Annotated in this window: 15 protein-coding genes and 1 tRNA gene; 10 read left to right on the top strand and 6 right to left on the bottom strand. The window is 72.1% G+C overall.

Going from position 1 to position 18,496, the window contains the following annotated elements:
* Positions 1-9: 9 nt before the first annotated feature.
* From nemA to ACP7BP_RS03435, 5 genes are all read left to right on the top strand, one after another.
* Complete coding sequence (nemA, locus tag ACP7BP_RS03415; protein ID WP_426242497.1) at positions 10-1,104, top strand: N-ethylmaleimide reductase; 1,095 nt, start codon at positions 10-12, stop codon at positions 1,102-1,104.
* A gap of 61 nt (positions 1,105-1,165) precedes the next feature.
* Positions 1,166-3,049, top strand: a complete 1,884-nt coding sequence (locus tag ACP7BP_RS03420) for an ABC transporter ATP-binding protein (protein WP_426242499.1) — start codon at positions 1,166-1,168, stop codon at positions 3,047-3,049.
* The gene (locus ACP7BP_RS03425) at positions 3,046-4,965 is read left to right on the top strand and encodes an ABC transporter ATP-binding protein (RefSeq protein WP_426242501.1); all 1,920 of its coding nucleotides are present in this window, start codon (positions 3,046-3,048) and stop codon (positions 4,963-4,965) included. The genes ACP7BP_RS03420 and ACP7BP_RS03425 overlap by 4 nt, the downstream gene beginning before the upstream one ends.
* Before the next feature lie 361 nt (positions 4,966-5,326).
* A complete protein-coding gene (locus ACP7BP_RS03430; RefSeq protein WP_426242504.1) occupies positions 5,327-7,120 on the top strand; it encodes an ABC transporter ATP-binding protein in 1,794 nt (597 codons plus the stop codon).
* Positions 7,117-7,977: a serine/threonine-protein kinase gene (locus ACP7BP_RS03435; RefSeq protein ID WP_426242506.1), complete on the top strand. Its 861-nt coding sequence runs from the start codon at positions 7,117-7,119 to the stop codon at positions 7,975-7,977. The genes ACP7BP_RS03430 and ACP7BP_RS03435 overlap by 4 nt, the downstream gene beginning before the upstream one ends.
* A gap of 243 nt (positions 7,978-8,220) precedes the next feature.
* Here the strand turns inward: ACP7BP_RS03435 and ACP7BP_RS03440 are convergent, their stop codons facing one another.
* Positions 8,221-9,450 carry a homogentisate 1,2-dioxygenase gene (locus tag ACP7BP_RS03440; protein ID WP_426242508.1) on the bottom strand — a complete coding sequence of 410 codons (1,230 nt, stop codon included), beginning with the start codon at positions 9,448-9,450 and terminating at the stop codon, positions 8,221-8,223.
* A 67-nt stretch (positions 9,451-9,517) separates the two neighbouring features.
* Here ACP7BP_RS03440 and ACP7BP_RS03445 point away from each other — a divergent pair, with 67 nt between their 5' ends.
* The 3 genes from ACP7BP_RS03445 to ACP7BP_RS03455 are packed head-to-tail and all read left to right on the top strand — an operon-like array spanning position 9,518 to position 12,556.
* Complete coding sequence (locus tag ACP7BP_RS03445) at positions 9,518-10,381, top strand: hypothetical protein (protein WP_426242510.1); 864 nt, start codon at positions 9,518-9,520, stop codon at positions 10,379-10,381.
* Positions 10,378-11,592, top strand: coding sequence for a fumarylacetoacetase (gene fahA / locus ACP7BP_RS03450; protein ID WP_426242512.1), 1,215 nt, complete (start codon positions 10,378-10,380; stop codon positions 11,590-11,592). Before ACP7BP_RS03445 ends, fahA begins: the two co-directional genes overlap by 4 nt.
* A gap of 13 nt (positions 11,593-11,605) precedes the next feature.
* Complete coding sequence (locus ACP7BP_RS03455; protein WP_426242514.1) at positions 11,606-12,556, top strand: metallophosphoesterase; 951 nt, start codon at positions 11,606-11,608, stop codon at positions 12,554-12,556.
* Positions 12,557-12,566: 10 nt separating this feature from the next.
* Here ACP7BP_RS03455 and ACP7BP_RS03460 read toward each other — a convergent pair whose 3' ends face one another.
* Genes ACP7BP_RS03460 through ACP7BP_RS03470 form a run of 3 tightly spaced genes read right to left on the bottom strand, consistent with a single transcriptional unit; the run spans position 12,567 to position 14,766 of the window.
* The gene (locus tag ACP7BP_RS03460) at positions 12,567-13,046 is read right to left on the bottom strand and encodes an SRPBCC family protein (protein ID WP_426242516.1); all 480 of its coding nucleotides are present in this window, start codon (positions 13,044-13,046) and stop codon (positions 12,567-12,569) included.
* The gene (locus tag ACP7BP_RS03465; RefSeq protein WP_426242518.1) at positions 13,043-13,366 is read right to left on the bottom strand and encodes an ArsR/SmtB family transcription factor; all 324 of its coding nucleotides are present in this window, start codon (positions 13,364-13,366) and stop codon (positions 13,043-13,045) included. Before ACP7BP_RS03465 ends, ACP7BP_RS03460 begins: the two co-directional genes overlap by 4 nt.
* A 47-nt stretch (positions 13,367-13,413) precedes the next feature.
* Complete coding sequence (locus ACP7BP_RS03470; RefSeq protein ID WP_426242520.1) at positions 13,414-14,766, bottom strand: MFS transporter; 1,353 nt, start codon at positions 14,764-14,766, stop codon at positions 13,414-13,416.
* 116 nt (positions 14,767-14,882) lie between these two features.
* On the opposite strand from ACP7BP_RS03470, the gene ACP7BP_RS03475 reads away from it, so the two are divergent.
* On the top strand, positions 14,883-16,163 hold the full coding sequence (locus ACP7BP_RS03475) for an MFS transporter (RefSeq protein WP_426242522.1): 1,281 nt from the start codon (positions 14,883-14,885) through the stop codon (positions 16,161-16,163).
* 51 nt (positions 16,164-16,214) lie between these two features.
* Here the strand turns inward: ACP7BP_RS03475 and ACP7BP_RS03480 are convergent.
* Positions 16,215-16,297 (bottom strand) — tRNA-Tyr (locus ACP7BP_RS03480).
* Between the two features lie 97 nt (positions 16,298-16,394).
* Between ACP7BP_RS03480 and ACP7BP_RS03485 the strand changes: the two genes are divergently transcribed.
* Positions 16,395-16,886, top strand: a complete 492-nt coding sequence (locus ACP7BP_RS03485; protein ID WP_426242524.1) for a YajQ family cyclic di-GMP-binding protein — start codon at positions 16,395-16,397, stop codon at positions 16,884-16,886.
* Between the two features lie 236 nt (positions 16,887-17,122).
* Here the strand turns inward: ACP7BP_RS03485 and ACP7BP_RS03490 are convergent, their stop codons facing one another.
* Positions 17,123-18,487 (bottom strand): hypothetical protein, encoded by a 1,365-nt coding sequence (locus ACP7BP_RS03490; RefSeq protein ID WP_426242525.1) that lies wholly within the window; start codon positions 18,485-18,487, stop codon positions 17,123-17,125.
* Positions 18,488-18,496 lie beyond the last annotated feature (9 nt).

Here is an 18,496-nt window from a genome sequence, read left to right on the forward strand (position 1 = left end):
GGCCACCATGTGTCCGCACTCTTCGAGCCCCTTGCCATCGGCGCGATCGCCGCGCCCCACCGGGTGCTGATGGCACCCCTCACCCGGCAGCGCGCGGCCCAGCCCGGCGACCTGCCCACCGACCTGATGCGCGACTACTACGTGCAGCGCGCGGGAGCCGGGCTGATCGTCTCGGAGGGCACGCAGATCTCACCCGAGGCCAAGGGGTACGCCGGCACCCCCGGCCTCCACAGCGACGAGCAGGTGGTGGCCTGGCGGCGCATCACGGACGCCGTACACGAGGCGGGCGGCCGGATCGCGGCGCAGCTGTGGCACACCGGCCGCGTCTCGCACCCGTCGCTGCACGACGGGGCGCTGCCGGTCTCGGCCAGTGCCGTGGCCCACGACGGTCGCACCTCGCTCTTCGACGGGGACGGCGCCGTGGTGCGCGTCGACTGCCCGACACCCCGGGCGCTGGCGACCGACGAGCTGCCCCGGCTCGTGGAGGACTTCGCGCACGCCACGCGGCAGGCGCGGGCGGCCGGCTTCGACGGGGTGGAGATCCACGCGGCGCACGGCTACCTCCTGCACCAGTTCCTGTCCCCGGTGTCGAACCGCCGCACCGACGGGTACGGCGCGACCACGACCGGCCGGGTCCGGCTGCCGCTCGAGGTGGTCGACGCGGTGGTCGACGCGTGGGATCCCGGGCACGTCGGCATCCGCATCTCCCCGCTCGGCGCGTTCCACGGCCTGACCGACGACGAGGGCGCGGAGACCGGCCTCCACCTCGCCGCCGAGCTGGCGCTCCGCGGCCTGGCGTTCCTGCACCTCTCGGAGCCCGACTGGGCCGGCGGAGCCGCGCTCGACGACGACTTCCGCGAGAAGCTGCGCACGGCGTTCCCCGGCGTGATCGTCGGGGCCGGGAACTACGACCGGCCGAAGGCGGAGCAGATGCTCGACCGCGGGTACGTCGACGCGGTCGCCTTCGGACGGGCGTACATCGCGAACCCCGACCTCCCCGAGCGGTTGCGGCACGGCTGGCCGCTCAACGACCTCGACAAGCCGACGGTCTACGGCGGCGGCCCGGCCGGCTACACCGACTACCCGGCGTACGCCGTCGACTGACGGCTGGGCTGCGGGTTATTGCGTCGCACGATGGGCGTGCGGCACCTAGTCTGGACCTTCAATGCAGGACTTCCCACCACGGATCGCGACGTTCTTCACCGGCACGGACGACGCCCCCACATCCGACCCTGACACCCGGTCGCCCGCGGCGTTCCTCAGGTGGATGGTGCGGCAGCAGTGGCAGGTGGTCCTGCTGGCGTCGCTGGCCTGCCTGCTGTGGCTCCTGCCGCTGACGTTCGGCCCCTACATCTTCGGACGCGCGGTCGACGAGGGCATCCTGGCAGGGTCGACGACGCACCTGCTGGCGTGGTCGGGAGCCATGCTCGCCGTGGTCGTGGTGGGCGGCATCTTCGGCGTGGTCTTCCACACCCTCATCGTGCGCACCTGGCTGATCAGCCTGTACGGCACGACCCAGATGGTCACCCGCAAGATCGCCCAGATGGGGCACGTGCTCCCGCGCCGCTCACCGACCGGGGAGGTGCTCAGCGTCGCGTCGAGCGACTCCGACGAGTTCGGCGCACTGACCGAGATCGTCGCGCGCGCCGCGGCGCAGTTCGTCTCCTACCTCACGGTCGCGGCGATCGTCTTGTCGATGTCGTGGCAGCTCGGCGTGCTCGTGCTGGTGGCCGCTCCGGTGCTGCTGGGTGCGGCTCTGCCGCTGCTCCGGCCGCTGCACCGCCGCCAGCAGGTCGAGCGGAGCCGCAACTCCGAGCTGACCTCGATGGCCACCGACATCGTGGCCGGGCTGCGCATCCTGCGCGGCATCGGAGGCGAGCTGACCTTCGGCCGCAACTACGCCAACCAATCGCAGCTGGCCCGCAAGGCCGGCGTCTCCTCGGGCATCTGGCAGGCGGCCGTCGAGGCGGTCGGCGTACTGCTGTCGGGCATCTTCCTGGTGAGCCTGGTCTGGCTCGGCACCCGGCAGGTCAACTCCGGCCAGCTCAGCGTGGGCCAGCTGGTGAGCTTCCTGGGCTACGGCCTCTTCATGGTCGGCCCGATCCGCACCTTCTTCGAGCTCGCCCAGAAGTCCACCCGGGCGTTGGTGAGCGCTCGCAAGGCGATCGCGATCTTCGAGCAGCGCCCGCCCTGGCGCGAGGCCGCCGAGCCGGTGCCGCTCGACGGCAGCGCCGAGATCGCCGACGAGCTCAGTGGCTTCACCGCACGACCCGGGCAGCTCACCGTGGTGGTGAGCGCGGTACCCGAGCAGAGCGCCGCCCTGGCCGACCGGCTCGGTCGCTACCTCCCGCCCGACACCGACCCCGTGGGCGAGGACGACGGCGCCGGCCTCAAGGGCCGGGCCGCGCGGCGGGCCCGTGCCGACCGCGAACGGCGCCGCGCCCGCATCGCCGCACGCGACGAGGAGGCCGCCACCCGTGAGTGGGGCGTGCGGCTCGGCGGCGTCGACCTGTCGGCGGCGCGCCTCGACGACGTACGCCGCCAGGTCCTCGTGAGCGACACCGGCAGCGGGCTGTTCGCGGGCACCCTCCAGGACGCCATCGACCCGCACGGCCGGCTGACCCGCGAGCAGGCCGAGGAGGCGCTGCGGGTCGCGAACGCCGAGGACGTCTACGACGCGCTGCCCGAAGGCTGGCAGGGCCAGCTCGACGAGCGTGGCCGCGGACTCTCCGGCGGACAGCGGCAGCGGGTCGTGCTGGCGCGCGCCCTCGCGGTCGATGCCCCGATCCTGGTGCTGGTCGAGCCGACCTCCGCGGTCGACGCCCACACCGAGGCCCGGATCGCCGAGCGGGTGAGCGAGCTGCGGCGCGGCCGGACCACGGTGGTGTGCACGGTCTCGCCGTTGTGGCTGCACCACGCCGACCGCGTCGTACTCCTCCAGGACGGCCAGGTCGTGGCCGACGGCGAGCACGCCGACCTCCTCGAGAACGACCCGGTCTACCGCGGCGTCGTGGCGCGGGCGCTCGACGAGGAAGGGGTCTCCCCATGACCGACCTCCTCGCCACCTCCCCCGACACCTGGCGCGACCGCGACCTCGACCCGCCGGCCATCCCACCCGAGCTGCGCCCGCCGGTCGACGCGAGGCCTCGGGAGCGGCTCACCGCGCTCCGACAGCGGCACGACCTGCGCCGACAGCGGGCGGAGGACGTCTACTCCGCCTCCCGCAACCCCGAGCGCGGCTGGCCGGTCTCGGGCAACCGCGCGGTGCTGACGTTCTTCCGCGACCTGCTGCGCAGCAGGCGCGGGCTCTTCACCGCCCTGGTCGCGTTCAACGCGCTCGCCGCAGCCACCGGACTGGTGGTGCCGCGGCTCCTGGGCGAGCTGGTCAACACCACGGTCGACGGCAGCGGCGGACTGCCACTCGGAGAGCTCGCCCTGGTGATCATCGGGGTGGTGCTGGCGCAGTCGGCCTTCACCTTCGTGGCGCAGCGCACCTCGACGCTGTTCGGCCAGGACCTCCTGTCGACGGCGCGCGAGTACATCGTTCGCACCATCCTGCGACTGCCGCTCGGTGCGGTCGAGACGGCGAGCACCGGCGACCTGGTCACCCGCGTGACCCGCGACGTCGGCACGATGAGCCGGTCGGTGCAGTTCGGCCTGCCCATGGCGATCATCTCGCTGCTGACCGTGACGCTCTCGATCGGCGCGATGCTCCTCAACTCCGTCATCCTGGCGGTGCCCGCGCTCGCGACGTTCGCCACCTCGACCTGGGCGGTGCGCAGCTACCTGCGACGCGCGCCGAAGGGCTACATCACCGAGGGCGCGACGTACTCCCGTATCAACACCACCCTGACCGAGACCGTCGAAGGCGCCCGCACCCTCGAGTCCCTGGGCCTGTCCGGCCTGCGGGTGCGCGCCGGCGACGACGACATCGAGGTGTCCTCGCAGGCCGAGCGCTACGGCATGACGCTGCGCAACATCCTCTTCATCTCACTCAACTTCGCCTTCCAGCTGCCGCGCGTCATCACCCTCCTGGTCGGCGCCTACGCCTACAGCCGGGGCTGGGTCGACCTGGGTCAGATCACCGCCGCCGTGCTGTACGTCGAGGCGCTGGCCGACCCGCTCGACCGGCTGATCGGCGAGGTCGACCGGCTGCAGGTCGGCGCGGCGTCGACGAGTCGGCTGCTCGGCATCGCGGAGGTGAGGCCCGACCGCGAGGCCGGGGACCGGCTGCCTGAGGGGGTCGAGCTCGTCGGCACCGACCTCCGGTTCGCCTACCGCCAGGGCCACGACGTACTGCACGGCGTGGACCTCAGCCTGAGCGTCGGGGAGCGGCTGGCCATCGTCGGTCCGAGCGGCTCGGGCAAGTCGACGCTGGGCCGTCTGCTCTCCGGCATCAACCGGCCACGCACCGGGTCGGCCACGATCGGCGGCGTCGAGCTGGTCGACCTGCCGCTGGAGGTGCTGCGCACCGAGGTCGCGCTCGTCACCCAGGAGCATCACGTCTTCATCGGATCGGTGCGCGACAACATCGTGCTGGCGCGGGAGGACTCCGACGACGACGCCGTGCGCGAGGCCCTGAGCGCCGTCGGGTCGCTGCTGTGGGTCGAGCGCCTGCCACAGGGCCTGGACACGGTCATCGGGTCCGGGCGCTACGCGCTCACGCCCGCCCAGGCCCAGCAGGTCGCGCTGGCGCGGCTGATCATCGCCGACCCGCACACGCTGGTGCTCGACGAGGCGACCTCGCTCATCGACCCGCGCACCGCGCGCACGCTCGAGGGCTCGATGAACAACCTCCTCGCCGGCCGCACGGTCGTCGCGATCGCCCACCGGCTGCACACCGCGCACGACGCCGACCGCATCGCGGTGGTCATCGACGGGCGCATCGTCGAGCTCGGCAGCCACGACGAGCTGGTCGAGCTCGACGGCGAGTACGCCGCGCTCTGGCGCGCCTGGACGTCGTAGGCCGCTCGCCGGGCACGTCGGTACTAGCACCAACGGACACTCGAGAACTGAACGCGACCGCGCCTAGCGTCGTATTGGTGAGTGGGGCCCATCCGGGGCTCCGTCTCCACCGACGAGAGGTAGGTCGCCATGGGAATCCGTCCTTACACCCTGAGCAGCCGACGGGGCCGCCACGGCCGCGGCCGCGGGCATGGAACGAGCACCCGCACGCGCACCGGAAGCCGCACCGGCACGGGCACGCGCACCCGCACCCGCACGGGGCACTGATCCCAGCTGCCCCCAGGGCCGGGCGGGAGCGCGTCGACCGCGCCCCCGCCCGTCCACCTGTCTCGATGTTCCGCCCTCCCAGGTTGGAGACCGCGTGACCACCCACGTCCCGGCGCCCGCGCCGGCCGCCCGGCTGCGCGAGATCGTGCGCGCCTTCTGGCCGTACGCCGCGCCACGGCGTCTCGGGATGCTGGCCGGCATGGCGCTCGCCGTCGCCGGCCCGCTGTTCACCGCTGCCGAGATCTGGCTCTTCAAGGTGGTGGTCGACGACATCCTCGTGCCGCGGGACTTCACGCTCTTCCCCGTCGTCGCGCTGACCTACCTCGGCCTGACGCTGGCCCAGGCGCTGGTCGGCGGGGCCGACCGGATGCTCTCGACCTGGCTCACCCAGCGGTTCCTCATCGACCTGCGGCAGAGCCTCCTGCGCCATCTCGGGTCGCTGCCCCTCGACTTCTTCTCCCGGAGCCGGGTGGGCGACCTGCTCGCGCGGGTCTCCGGCGACGTCTCCGCCATCGAGGGCTTCCTGGTCTCGGGCAGCACGCGGGCGCTGACCTACCTGGTCGAGCTCGTGGTGTTCACCGCCGCTCTGTTCTGGCTCCAGCCGACGCTGGCCCTCGTGTCGCTCTGCGCCGCTCCGCTGTTCTGGCTGTCGTCGAGGCACTTCTCCCGCCGGATGCGCGAGGTCTCTCGCGAGCGTCAGCGCCGCTCCGGGTCGATCAGCACCGCGATCGAGCAGACCATCGGCACCATGCCCCTGGTGCAGGCCTACGACCGGGTGGACGACGAGGTCGTGCGGTACGGCGTGGAGGCCGAGGCCAAGTACCGCGCCGAGATGGCCTCCGCGCGCCTTCGTTCGCTCTACGCCCCCACCGTGGACCTCATCGAGCTGGTCGGCGCGCTCGTGGTCATCGGCGTCGGCGCGTGGCTGCTGTCCCGGGGCCGGATGACGGTGGGCGAGCTGCTGGCCTTCCTCACCTATCTCAGCCGGCTCTTCGGGCCGATCCGCGGGCTCGGCAGCACCCTCACCTCGGCGTACTCGGCAGCGGCGGGAGCCGAACGCGTCCTCGAGCTCCTGCGCGCGGAGCCGCTGCCCGCAGACCGGCCCGACGCCGTGACCGTGCAGCGCAGCCGCGCCGACCTCGCCTTCGAGCACGTCACCTACGCCTACCCCGGATCGGACACCCCCGCGGTCCGGGACGTGACGTTCCGCGTGCGGCCGGGCGAGGTGGTGGCAGTAGTGGGCGCGAGCGGGGCCGGCAAGTCCACCGTGGCACGGCTGCTGACCCGCAGCGTCGACCCCACGGCCGGTCGGGTGACCCTCGACGGGCGCGACGTACGCGACGTCACTCGCACGAGTCTTCGCGCCCAGACGGCGGTGGTGCTGCAGGAGACCCTGCTGCGCGACGGCACGGTGCGCGAGAACATCGCGTTCGGACGGCCGGGCGCCGACGACACCGCGATCGAGCGGGCCGCCGTGCTGGCCGACGCCGACGAGTTCGTACGCCGGCTCCCCGACGGCTACGACACCCAGGTGGGTGACCGCGGTCGGCGGCTGTCCGGTGGTCAGGCGCAACGGGTGGCGATCGCGCGCGCCCTCCTGCGCGACGCGCCGGTGCTGCTGCTCGACGAGCCGACCTCGGGCCTCGACGCGGGCAGCACCGGCCGGGTCGTCGCCCCGTTGCTCCGGCTGATGGACGGCCGCTCGACGCTGATGATCTCCCACAACCTCACCACCACCCGGCACGCCACCCGGATCCTCGTCCTCGAGGATGGCCGGCTGGTGGAGCAGGGCACCCACGAGGAGCTGCTGCGGGAAAGCGGGGTCTACGCCGACCTGTGGCTGCTGGCACATCCGGGTGAGCTGTCCGCCCCCAGGGTGAAGGCATGAGCGCCGTCGACGTCGTCGCGCACGAGCCACCGGTGCTCTCGCCCGGCGCGGAGCTCGTGCCGGGGCTGCGGGTGATCGACCTGCTCTCGCGCGGCAGGGCGCTCGACGTCTACGAGGTGTTCTCGGCCGACCTGCTGTGCAGCGTCGTGGCGAAGACCGCGCGACCCGACCGGGCACACGTCCAGCGGGTGCGCGACCGGCTGCTCCTGGAGGGCGAGCTGCTGCTGCGCTTCGCCCACCCGCACCTGCCGCGCGCCTTCGGCGTCATCCGCGAGCCGGTGCCGGTCGTCGTACTCGAGACCATCGCCGGCCCGACGCTGGAGGAGATCGTCGACACCCGCTCCCGGCGGCTGCCGGTCGCCGACCTGGCGCACCTGGGGCGGCAGCTGTGCTCGGCCACGCACTACCTCCATCGCGCCGGCTACCTGCACCTCGACATCCGGCCCGGCAACGTCGTGGTGCGCGACGGGGTCGCCGTACTCATCGACCTCAGCATCGCCCTGCCGCCCGGTCCCGTACGCCGCGGCCTCGGGTCGAGGGAGTACCTGGCTCCCGAGCAGGCGCATGGTGGCGTGGCGAGTGCCGCGACCGACGTGTGGGGCATCGGGGCCACCCTCTTCGAGGCTGCCACCGGCGCGGCGCCGTTCGCACCACTCGACGAGGCGGAGGACACGGCGTGGGACGAGGGAGCCTTCCTCCAGGTGGCCCGCCCGGCGCCGAGCCTCGCCGCCTTCAGCCGTCGCCTGCCCGCCACCCTGAGCGGCGTCATCGCCGCCTGCCTGTCTCCGGATCCGTACGACCGCCCCACGGTGCCGGAGATCCACGAGCAGCTGGGCCTGCTCGTCACCGAGGGCTGAGCCTGCGGCACCCCGTTGAGTCGCGCGTCCGTACCCGCCGAGTCGCGCGTCCGTGCCCGTTGAGTTGCGCCTCACGCACCGTTGAGTCGCGCCTGCGTACCCGCCGAGTTGCGCCTCACGCATCGCTGAGTCGCGCCTGCGTACCCGGCCAGAACGATGACGCGACTCACTGGGCACGGAGACGCCACTCAACGGGTACGGGGGCGCAACTCACTGGGCACGGGGGCGCAACTCAACGAGCACTCAGGAGTTGCTGAAGACGGCGGGGCCGCCGTCGTCGGTCTGGTCGGAGGCGGACGGGCCACGGCCGGCCCAGGTCCAGGCGTAGTCCGGGTCCTCGCACGCGAGGCCGCCCTCGCCGAGCTCGAGCGGCGCGAAGGTGTCGACCATGACCGCCGACTCGTCGAAGAACTCCGCGCCCAGGGACGCCTCGATCGCCGACGGCTGCGGGCCGTGGGCGTAGCCGCCAGGGTGCAGCGAGATCGAGCCGATCCCGATGCCGGACCCCTTGCGGGCCTCGTAGTCCCCGCCGACGTAGAACATCACCTCGTCGGAGTCGACGTTGGAGTGGTAGTACGGCACCGGGATCGCGAGCTCGTGGTAGTCGACCTTGCGGGGCAGGAAGTTGCAGATCACGAAGTTCCAGCCCTCGAAGACCTGGTGCACGGGCGGCGGCTGGTGGATCTTGCCGGTGATCGGCATGAAGTCCTCGACGTTGAACGTGTAGGGGTACAGGCAGCCGTCCCAGCCGACCACGTCGAACGGGTGCGTGGCATACGTCATGGTGGTGCCGACCACGGCGCCCCCAGCTCGGTGCTTGACCAGCACCTCGACATCGGCGCCCTCGACGAGCAGCGGCTCGGTGGGGCCGTGCAGGTCGCGTTCGCAGTACGGCGCGTGCTCGAGGAACTGCCCGAAGCGCGAGAGGTAGCGCTTGGGCGCATGGATGTGGCTGTTGGCCTCGATCGGGTAGAGCCGGGACGGCTCGCTCGGCACCCACCGGTGCGTGGTGGAGCGCGGGACCACCACGTAGTCGCCGGTGCGGTACGGCACCACACCGAACACGGTCTCGACGGTGCCGGCGCCCGCCTCGACGTAGACGCACTCGTCGCCGATCGCGTTGCGGTAGAGCGGCGAGGGCTCGGTGCCGGTGACGACGTAGCCGATCCGCACGTCGTTGTTGCCGAGGATCATCCGCCGCCCGGTGACGGGGTCACCGCCGGCGGACCCGAGCTCGTGCAGCCTGAGGTGCCGCGCCTTCAGCGGGTGGTTGGGCGTGCGGGTCTGGTCGGGCAGCTCCCACACGACGCTGTCGACGAGCGCCGACGGCACCCCGCGGTGGTAGAGCAGGGCCGAGTCGGATGAGAAGCCCTCCTCGCCCATCAGCTCCTCGCGGTAGAGGTTGCCCTGGGGGTCGCGATGCTGGGTGTGCCGCTTGGGCGGGATGTCGCCGACGGTGCGATAGAAGGCCATGAGATCCTCGCATTCCGATTATCGGACGCTTGCGTCCGCTATCCGCGTCGAGGTTAGAGTAACTCTCGTGTCAAACCCTCCCCCGTCGCGTTTCTGGCCGTCGTGGTCCGGCCTCGTCGACGACGCTGCGACCTTCCCGCCGGGCAACGCCGCCCTCGACGACGCCGTCGAGGCGTACGCCGCCCGGGAGGGCGAGTGGTACGCCGACCTCGTCGGCTCGCTCGTCGTCAAGGACACCGACATCGGGTCGGTCGGCCGAGCCCTGCCGCTCTCGGTGGTGGTCACCGGGGGCGCGGGTGCCGTGGCCGGCGCCCTGAAGCTCGTGGAGCGCCGCGACCACCGGCTCAAGGGCCTGGAGATCGCCCTGCGCGACCCCGACGACCTGGCCGGCAACGCCCGCCGGGTCGTCGCCGCGGTCGACGCGGCCCGCGGCGAGGGGCTGCTGGACGAGGAGGCGCCGGTCTTCGTGGAGCTTCCCCAGGGCGAGGTCACGTGGGGCTGGCAGGCGGCCGCCGACGAGGTGGCGTCGGCCGAGCTCCGGCTGAAGTTCCGCACCGGCGGCGTCGAGGCCCATCTCTTCCCCACAGCAGCCGAGCTGACGACCTGGGTGGACGCCGCGCTCGATCGCGAGACCCCGTTCAAGTGCACGGCCGGGCTGCACAACGCCGTACGCCATCGTGACGACGAGACGGGCTTCGAGCACCACGGCTTCCTCAACGTCCTGCTCGCCACCCGGGCGCTGTTCGACGGCGCGACCACCAGCGAGGCCGTCGAGCTGCTCGAGTCGCGCGACGGCGCCCGACTCGCCGAACGAGCCGACGGCATCGACCTGGCCGGGGCCAGGCGATGGTTCACCTCCTTCGGCTCCTGCTCGGTGCGGGAGCCCCTCGACGACCTGCTCGCCCTCGGACTCCTCCAGGAGACGCCATGACCACCAGCTGGGTCGAGGGAGCCACGGGCTCCGGGTTCGACGTCGACCACCTGCCGTACGCCGTCTTCGAGCGGCCCGGCGAGGAGCCCCGCGTCGGTGCCCGCATCGGCGACTTCGTGGTCGACCTCGCCCCGGTCGCGGCCGGCGACATGCTGGCGGTCGGACACCTCTTCGAGGCCGCGTCGCTGAACCCGCTGATGGCCGGCGGCCGTCCGGTGTGGGAGTCGGTGCGGCAGTGGCTGACCGGGATGCTCACCGACGAGACCGAGCGCGACCTCATCGAGCCGAGCCTGGTGCCGGTGTCCGACGTGGCGCTGCGGATGCCGTTCGAGGTCGGCGACTACGTCGACTTCTACGCCTCGCTCGACCACGCCTCCAACGTCGGCCGCATCTTCCGTCCCGACCAGGACGAGCCGCTGCTGCCAAACTGGCGGCACCTCCCGGTCGGCTACCACGGCCGGGCCGGCACCGTCGTGCCGTCGGGCACCGACATCATCCGGCCGCAGGGGCAGCGGAAGGCACCCGCGGACGACCTCCCGACGTTCGGCCCGTCGATGCGCCTCGACGTGGAGGCCGAGCTCGGGTTCGTCGTCGGCACCGGCTCGGGGCTGGGCAACCGCATCCCCACCGAGGCGTTCGCCGACCATGTCTTCGGGGTGGTCGGGCTCAACGACTGGAGCGCGCGCGACATCCAGGCGTGGGAGTACGTCCCGCTCGGGCCGTTCCTGGGCAAGAGCTTCGCCACGTCCATCTCCCCGTGGGTCACGCCGCTCGACGCGCTGGACGCCGCGTGGGTCGACCTCCCCGGGCAGGACCCCGAGCCGCTGCCCTACCTCTCACCCGGCGCCACCCGCGGACTCGACATCGAGGTGGAGGTCGTGCTGAACGACGAGGTCGTCTCGCGGCCGTCGTACTCCTCGATGTACTGGTCGCCCGCCCAGATGCTCGCCCACCTCACCGTCAACGGCGCCTCCACCCGCACCGGCGACCTGTGGGCGTCGGGCACCATCAGCGGGCCCGAGCGTCACCAGCGCGGGTCGTTCCTCGAGCTGTCGTGGGGCGGCAAGGAGCCGTTCACCGCGGTCGGTCGCGAGCGGACCTTCCTCGAGGACGGCGACGTCGTGGTGCTCCGCTACTCCGCGCCCGGTGCGGCCGGCGGGCGCCTCACCCTCGGCGAGGTCGCGGGCACGGTCGTCCCGGCCCGCGACTGACTACGCTCGGCGCGTGATCCAGTACGGGCAGTACCCCGACCCCGGGCACGTCGTCGCGCACCTCTCCGATCCGCACCTGCTCGCGGGCGGTGTCCGGCAGTACGGCGCCGTCGACACCGAGGCGCGCCTGCGGGCCGCGCTGGGACGGCTCAGCCACCTGACCCCGGCGCCGCAGGCACTGGTGTTCACCGGCGACCTGGCAGACAAGGCGGAGCCCGCGGCGTACGCCCTGCTGCGCGAGATCGTCGAACCGCTCGCGGCCGACCTCGGCGCCGAGGTCGTCTGGACGATGGGCAACCACGACGAGCGGGCGGAGTACGCCGCCGGGCTCTTCGACGAGGACGGCGGGGACGGCGGGGACGGCGCCGGCCCGCAGGACCGCGTCCACGACGTGGGCGGCCTGCGCATCATCGCTCTCGACACCAGCGTCCCGGGCTTCCACCACGGCGAGCTGACGGGCGACCAGCTCGTCTGGCTGGCCGAGGAGCTGGCCACGCCGGCGCCGCACGGCACCCTGCTCGCGATGCACCACGCGCCGATCCCGGTGCCGATGACCCCCGCGGCGGGGATCATCGAGCTGCTCGACCAGGACCTCCTGGCCACCACGATCGCCGGCACCGACGTGCGGGGCATCCTCGGCGGCCACTTCCACTTCTCGTCGTACTCCACCTTCGCCGGCGTCCCGGTGAGCGTCGCGTCGGCCACCTGCTACACCTCGGATCCCGCCCCCGAGGGCCGGTTCATCTCCGGGGTCGACGGCCACCAGTCCCTCACGATGCTGCACGTGTACGCCGACCGCATCGTGCACTCGATCGTGCCCGTGGCCGCGGCGCCCGAGGTCAGCGGCTTCCCCTCCGACGTGTCGGCCCAGGTCGAGGCCCTGTCGGCCGACGAGCGGCGCGACCTGCTCTCCCGCAAGGACTCGCCCTTCTACGTCACCGACGCGGGCAAGGTGATCGAGTAGCGCGGTTCCGCTAGCCCTGGGTGGTCAGGGCCGCGAAGCGGTCCAGGTAGAGGGGCCAGCCGGCGTCTCCCTCGATGCCGTCGCGGACGGCCTCCCAGCCGGGTCCGTGCCGGTCGATGCCGCGGTGCTCCAGCTCGACGCGGGTCCGCTCGGGCCCGTCGGCCACGAACCTGACCTCGACCTCGCTGGCGTTCGCGGCGTCCGACTCGAGCTGCCAGGTCGGACCGATGTCCCAGCTGAACACCACCCGGCTCGGGGGCTCGTAGGCGAGGACCCGAGCCCACCGGCACTCGCTGCCGTCCTCGCCCACGTCGTAGATGTGTCCGTCCACCCGGGGCTCGAACATTGTGCGGGCGATCGGGACACCCAGCAGGTTGTGCTCGCGGGGCTTGAAGTCACCGAACCGCTCGGTGAACACGGCGAACGCCTGCTCCAGCGGGACGTCCACGACGACGTGCTTGCGCACCGATGCATCTGCGGCCTGGGTCATGTCTTCTCCTGGGTGGGTTCCTCGGTGGTCTTCACGTAGCCAGTCAGGGCCCTGCTCCAGAAGGTGTCGAGCTGGTCGCGCAGGGCGGCGACCCCCTCCGGGTTGAGCCGGTAGATGCGACGCGTGCCCTCCGCGTGCTCGGCGACCAGCCCGGCCTCCTTGAGCACCTTCAGGTGCTGGGAGACCGCCGGACGGCTCACGGGCAGCTCGTCGGCGAGCTCGCCGACCGCGCGCGGGCCCTCAGCCAGGCACTCGAAGATCGCCCGCCTGGTCCGGTCGCCCAGGGCACTCAGCCCGTCGACACCTTGGTTCGTGCTCACGAACGGTAAGTTACTGCTTACCTTCGCTCCAGCGCAAGGCCCTGGACCTACACGCCTTCCTCGCCGATTCCCGGGTGTGCCCACGCCTTGCCGGCCCGCATCTGCTCGACGGCGCCGGGGTGCACCCGCTCGAGGTGCGCGATCCCCCGCCGGCGGTAGCGGAGGATCTGGACGATGCCGAGGCCCCAGAACACGTACTGCACGGCCATCGCGGCCCGGAAGTCGGCCAGGACGTAGGCGTCCATGCCCCCCTCCTGACGCAGGTCGAGCACCACGCCGATGAGCGCCATGCACACCAGGGACGCGATGAAGCCACCGACGTTGACGATGCCGTTGGCCCGGCCCAGGGCATGCACCGGCGTGAACGACCGCGCAAGGTCGAAGGCGACCATGGAGGCCGGGCCGCCGGACGCGGTGGCGAAGGCGAGGAGCACGACCAGCCAGCCCGGAGCCGGCGACGCACGCATCAGGACGACGGCCCACACGGCCATCATCGTGAAGACGACGCCGAGCACGATCCACGACCGGTAGAACGGGAAGCGCGCCACCAGCGCGCCGAGCGCGAAGCCGCTGACGATGACCCAGCCGGTCATCGCCATCAGCAGCGTGCCGGCCGCGGCCTCCGACCAGCCCTGCCCGCGCACGAGGAACGGGAAGCCCCAGAGCAGCGCGAAGACGGTGACGCTGAACTGCGACGTGAAGTGCGACCACATGCCCAGCCGGGTGCCGGGGTTGCCCCACACCAGCCGCACTGACTGCGCCAGCGCGCGCAGCTTGAGGGTGACCACCGCGCTCCGGCGGTAGGGCGAGTCCTTGACGAGCATGACGACCAGCACCATCAGCACCACACCCATGCTCGAGGCGACCGCGAAGGCGCGGGTCCAGCCGAGCTCGCGCAGCAGGAACGACAGCGGCGCGGCCGCCACGATCGCGCCCAGCTGGCCGGCGATGCCGGTGACCTGGGTGACCATCGGTGCCTGGCGGACGAGGAACCAGACGGTCACGAGCCGGATGACGCTCACGAACACCACCGCGTCCCCGGCGCCCAGCACGGCGCGGGCCAGCAGCGCCGCGGGGAAGGACGTCGCCAGGCCGAACCCGAGCTGCCCGGCCGTCATGAGCACCAGACCCGCGAGCAGGAGCCGGCGCGAGCCGAAGCGGTCGAGCAGGACACCCACCGGCACCTGCAGGGCGGCGTACACCAGCAGCTGGAGCACGGTGAAGAAGGCGAGCTGGGTGGCCGCGACGTCGAAGCGCTCGGCCGCGAGCAGCCCGGCTACACCGAGCGAGCTGCGGTGGAACACGGCGAGCACGTAGACCGAGAGCGCAACGACCCAGATCACCCAGGCCCGGCGCCGGCCGATGTCGTGGACCTGCTCACGCTCCACGACCTCAGGCACGGCCACAGTCTCGCACCGGCGAGACCGCATCGACGCATGCACGTGCCCGGCTGGGGATGCCGGCGGTGGGCACTCCGTCGAGCCGCCCAATCCGGCCGTTATGGTGTGCGCCGAAGATGGAGCAGTCGCTGCGCCCGGCACTGCTTGTGGACGACGGCGACTGGAGCACTCTCGTGACCCGCCCGACCAGCCTGGCGCTCCCGGCGGCGAGGGGCTGGTTCCTGAGGCTGCTCTTCGTCACCGTGGTGATCCAGACGGCGGTGTACGTCGTGCGCCCGATGGTGTCCTACCAGGCCCTGGCCCTCGGGGCCGACAACACCCAGCTCGGTCTCGTCGCGGGCGCCTACGCCAGCCTGAGCCTCTTCGTGGCGGTCCCGATCGGTCGATGGGTCGATCGGTGGGGCGAACTGCTGTTCGTGTTCCTGGGGGGCGCGGTGATCGGCGGCGTGGCTCTCTCGCTGGTCTTCATCCACAGCCTCGTCGCGCTGGCCATCAGTCAGGCCGCCCTCGGCTTCGGGCACATCGCCTGCGTGGTCGGCAGCCAGACCCTGGTCGCCAACCAGGGTCCACCCGAAGAGCGCGACGCTCGCTTCGGCCTCTTCACCGTGGCCGTCTCGACCGGGCAGCTCATCGGACCGGCTCTCGGCGGCCTTCTGGGCGGCAGCGGTGGAGCGGGGTTCGACGGCACCTTGGTGTTCGGCACCACTGCCGCCCTCACCCTGCCGGGTGTGCTGCTGGCGATCTGGATGTGGCGCCGGACCGCTCGTCCTCCTCGCGCGCACCCCGAGCCCACGCGACCACGCGAGTCCTCCTGGCGGGCGACCCATCGGGTGCTCCGGATCCCGAGCATGCCGCACGCGATGATCGCCAGCCTGACCGTGCTCACGACGATCGACCTGATCGCGGTCTACCTGCCGGCGTACGGCGAGGCCCACGGCATGGCGGTCGAGACCGTGGGTCTGCTCCTGGCGGTGCGCGCGGCCGCCTCGATGGCCTCGCGCCTGCTGATGCTGCGGCTGATCCGATGGCTGGGCCGCAAGCGCCTGCTTCTGGCCAGCATCGTCCTGCCCGCCCTGGCACTGTTGGTGCTGCCCTTCCTGGAGGCGCCGGTCGCACTGGGGATCGTGCTGCTGGTGGCGGGGCTCGGTCTCGGTCTCGGCCAGCCCGTGACCCTCTCGTGGGTCGCGGACCGAGCGCCGCGCGACGTCCGTGGCCTGGCCATCGGGGTCCGCCTCAGCGGCAACCGCTTCGGCCAGGTGGTGCTGCCGCTCGGTGTGGGTGTGATCGCGGGCGGAGCCGGACTGACCGCCGCCTTCATCGCCATGGGGGCGATGCTCGGAGGCAGCGCCGCAGCGGTCCTCGGCGCGGACTTCGGGTCCACCGAGGCAGAGCTCTGAGCTCCCGGAGACGAAGAACACCCCCGGTCGGCGAGGACCGGGGGTGTCTCGTGGCAGGTGCAGGATTCGAACCTGCGTAGGCATAAGCCGACGGATTTACAGTCCGTTCCCATTGGCCGCTCGGGCAACCTGCCAGGGTGGTTGCGGCGGGGCCGTGTGGCGCCGCCGCGAGCAGGACGAAACAATAGCGCAGGCACGACGCCGAAAGAAAACAGCACCGGGAGGACACCCATGGCCGACTCGTCGTTCGACATCGTCAGCAAGCTCGACCGCCAGGAGGTCGACAACGCCCTGGGGCAGGCGGCGCGGGAGATCGCCACCCGCTTCGACTTCAAGGGCACCGGGGCCACCATCGAGTGGCAGGGCGAGCAGGCCATCGAGATCACCGCCTCCGCCGACGACCGGGCGACCGCGGTGCTCGACGTCTTCAAGGACAAGCTGATCAAGCGTCAGCAGAGCCTGAAGATCCTCGACGCCTCCGAGCCGCGTGCGTCGGGCCAGCAGTCGAAGATCTCCATCGCACTCAAGGAGGGCATCAGCTCCGAGGACGCGAAGAAGATCTCCAAGCTGATCCGCGACGAGGGGCCCAAGGGCGTCAAGGCCCAGGTCCAGGGCGACGAGCTGCGGGTGTCGTCGAAGAAGCGCGACGACCTGCAGGCCGTCCAGGCCCTGGTGAAGGCGCAGGACTACGACTTCGCGGTGCAGTTCACCAACTACCGCTGAGCCCGCAGGTCAGGCGCCGGTGACCTGCACCTGGCGATCCGCGAACGCGCCACAGCGCCAGGCTCGTCACGACATGATGACGCGCATGGACAACGTCGACCTGCACCTCTCTCAACTCGCTACGTGGCTGGTCCGGACCGTGGGGTCGGCCTTGCTCTGGGCCACTTTCATCCCGCTGGTGCTCGGTGCGATCGTGCTGGGAGTCAAGGCTCCCGAGATGCTGTGGTTGGCGATCATCAGCGGGCCGCTCGTCTTCGGCTGGCGGCTCGCGGCGGCAGAAGCTCCGATGCCCGCAGAGATGCCCGTGAAGATCCCTGACGAGTAGTCGTCGACGGTCCGCTGCTCACCCCACCGCCTTCATCCGGGGTACACGGAGCCGGGCAGGTGCGGGGCGGTGGCGATCTCGATGTTGTGAGGTCGCAGCGTCGCGCCTCCCAGGGGCGCAGGACTACGACTTCGCGGTGCAGTTCACCAACTACCGCTGAGCCGGCCCGGTCAGCGACCGGTGACGTACGCCGTCGCCGCCGCGTTCCAGCCGCGGCCGACGTCGTCAGGCTCGGGTCCGGCCCGGTCCGTACGGCGAGGAAGAGGTCGCCCTCCTCCGGCTCCGCTCCCGCCGACGTGCGGTAGTCGTTGAAGACCTCGAGGGTCGAGCCCCGCCCGGCGGCACCGACGGCGTCCAGCTGTGCGCGCAGCATGGGCCACAGCCGGCCGCCGTACTCCGCGGGCGTGAGCCGCCGCGGGGGCACGACGCCGGGCAGCCGGATCGTGGTGACACCGTTGACGACACCGGTCGGGAGCGTCGGGTCCAGCTCACCGGTCACGACGGGCCCGAGGGAGAGCTCGCGCACCTCGACGTCCGGCGCCTGATCGATGCTCGACGAGAAGGCGTCCCAGGCTGCGACCTGCTCAGGCGTCAGGGGGTTGCCGCCCAGCACCGCCACGGGGCCGTGGCCCCGCACCCGCTCGGAGTCCCCCGTGCTCACGATGGTGGGAGCATCGGCCACGAGGTCGCTGTGCAGGAGCGTGGTGGCGATCTCCCCGACCCGGACCGGGTCGAAGCCGGGGACCCTGACCTTCAGGTCCTGGTCGTGGTCGACGACGACGGTCGCGTCGGGCACCAGGCCGGCGGCCTCGACGAGCCAGGCCGCGCGTACGCTGATCGGTGCCTCGTCCGCGACCGCCGCCCCGGCCCGGACTCCCCACCAGACACCGGATGGCACGGCCTGGCCGGCGGCGGGAGAGCCGGGGTCGACCCATTCCGTGGTCCCGGCGCCCAGGTAGACCGCCCCGGCGACTGGGGCGTTCTCGCCCACGGCGTACTCCTGCTCGTGGTCGAGGACCTCGTCGACGACGGCGCTGATCTCCTCGGCGGTCGCGCCCGCCTCCGCGTCCACCACCACCTGCGTGACCTCGACGTCCTCCTCGACGCTTCGGCGCTCGATCGTGGCCGCGGTCATCCCGGGCAGCTCAGCGAGCCGCTCCTCGTCCGAGGAGGCTCCGGCTCCCTCCCCGGGTTCGCCGCCGGACCCGGCACACGCTGTCAGCGACACGGCGAGCGCCAGGAGGACGGCGGCGCGCCGTGATCCTGCCCGAGACATGCCCCATGC

This window comes from Nocardioides sp. LHG3406-4 (assembly GCF_049897745.1).
GTDB lineage: Bacteria > Actinomycetota > Actinomycetes > Propionibacteriales > Nocardioidaceae > Nocardioides.